The organism is Polaromonas sp. P1_E1_2 (genome assembly GCF_056406035.1).
Genome location: NZ_JBFUAZ010000676.1, coordinates 1 through 2,195, shown reverse-complemented (window position 1 = coordinate 2,195; position 2,195 = coordinate 1). Strand labels below are relative to the sequence as shown.

Here is a 2,195-nt window from a genome sequence, read left to right as displayed (position 1 = left end):
GCCTTGCGGGTCCTTGACCTGTTCGCTGACCTTGTTGCCCATGGCGTCCAGGGTGTAGGTGATGGTGTTGCCTTTGGCATCGGTCACGCCGGTCAGCCTGTGCGCAGCGTCGTAGCTGTAGCTCATGCTGGTGCTGTCGGGCATGACGACCCCTGTCAGCTGGCCGGCGTTGTCGTAGGCGTAGGTGGTGGTGCGGGCTGCTCCGCCTGGCGGGGTGACAGCCACACTGCTCACCCAGCCGCGCGGGGTATAGGTCATGTCGGTGACGATTCCCTTGGGGTCAACCATCTGCCGGACCCGCCCTGCCCTGTCATATTGGGTGAACTGGGTGACATGCCCTGCTGCGTTCGTCACACTCTGCAGATCCCCTGTCCTGCGACCTACGGCGTTGGAATCAACAACCGGCCCTGTATCAGAAAATGCCCGTACCGGTGGCGTGAAGTTCGCGGCGTACCGCGCCACCCCCTTTGTGATCCGCAGATCGGAGAGATACCCGCTCCAGCCTATTTGGCGGGCACTGTCCGCGCCTACCGTGATGTTTCTGGCAGAAACGTCCAGACTGGTAGTCAAGGCCGCGGAACCGGCGCTCACGCCGTTGACGTAAAGGGTCACTAAATTGCCATTGCGCACCGCGGCCAGATGCACCCACGTGTTCAGGGGCAATTGATTTGCTGCATTGATGTCCGCCGCCACCGCGCTCCCCGACCAGAAAGCGGCCCGAGGGTACCCGTCCGCAGCGAGCAGTACGAAACTAACGTTTGAATTCACGGTGACTTCGTATTGCCCTACAACCTGCTGGTATGCCCAATAGGTGCCGGTATTGCGGTTTGTCTGGTACGCCCAGGTTTCAATCGTGAAATTCCCGGAGCCGAATTGGAAATCCGGTGCCGATGGAGTGCCCACGGACGCCCCGTTCGCACCAAAGTAAATTGAACTGCTGCCAAATTTGCTCTGGGCCGTGCTGATCTGAGCATTACCCAGCACCGTCAAGGGCTTGGGCGAAAGGCTGCTGTCCACGATGAGGGAACCGGCTGAGCCGAAACCATAGAGTAGCAAGCTGACGCGACTCAACTCCGGATCGATGTTGTTCTCATTGGGTGCCGTACCGCTGAAGCTGGTGGTGCCGTAGTAGGCGTAGCTACTTGAGCGATTCAGGGCATCGGTGCTGGTGAGTGTTCGGCCTTGGACGTCATAGGTGAAGCTGGTGACACGCGCAGTGGCGCTGGCGTCCAGTGTTGCAGCAAAGCCCAGGCTGCCGTCGGCATCCGTCGTGGCCTGCTCGATCTGCTTGCACAGCACTGCAATGGGCTTGCCGTCGGGCAGCAGTGCCGCAGCGGGCGCGCAGGCGGCCACTGCATTGGAGGCGCTGGGGTCGGGCTGTCCGTTGTACACATAGGTCGTGCGTTTGCCAGGCTCGGCAATGACCGCGGGCAAGGCCCAGTCCGGGTGCCACTGGGTGCTGGTCTTGCGGCTGCCGGTGGGAAGTGTGGCATTCGTTGGCAGTACGCCGCCACAACTGGCGGTACTGGCCAGGCCTTCGACCTGGGTCGTCTGCAGGTTCCTGGCCAGGTCGCTGGTATAGCAGCTTCGGTTGCCGCTGAAGTCGTCGCGACTGGCAATGTTGCCATTGGCGTCGTAACTCAGGGTGCTGGTGCTGGCAGCGCAGCCACTGCCGGCGGGCTGGCTCTGGCTGGTGAGGTAGCTCTTGCCGTTGATTGTTGTGGCGCCCATAGCCTGGCTGGCATTCTGGGGATCGGTGACGGCGGTGCCTTGCGCCTGGGACCAGTCGTGGTAACGGTACAGCACTTGTGCGGTGCTGTCGTAGACCTCCGTGACGGCAATCTGGGGTGGGGTGCTGTAGCTGGTGCTGTAGCGGCCTGCCCCTCCGGCATGCTCGGTGGAGATGGCGCGCCCCCCGCTGTCGTAGCCGAAGGTGGCGTAACGCACGCCGAGCTCGTCGGTAATGCCGGTCAGGCCTTGGATGAAGCTGGTGCTCTCGTAATGAAAGTTGCGGCTCTTGCCGTCGGGCCAGGTGAGGCTGGYGAGGTTGCCGGCGCTGTCGTAGGCCAGGTTGGTGGTGCCCTGGCTGTCGGTGATGCTGCTGAGTCGTCCACCAGTGGCGGGATCTGCGCCGGCGGGAAGCTGGTAGGTCAGGCCGATGCTGCGGCCGTCGCTGCCTTGGGCCTGCACGAGGT

Annotated in this window: 1 protein-coding gene; it reads right to left on the bottom strand. The window is 62.7% G+C overall.

What is annotated here, in order from left to right; genetic code table 11:
- Positions 1–2,195, bottom strand: a 2,195-nt coding sequence (locus tag AC1D1P_RS21585; protein ID WP_477674381.1) for a LamG-like jellyroll fold domain-containing protein, incomplete at both ends; no start/stop codon positions are given.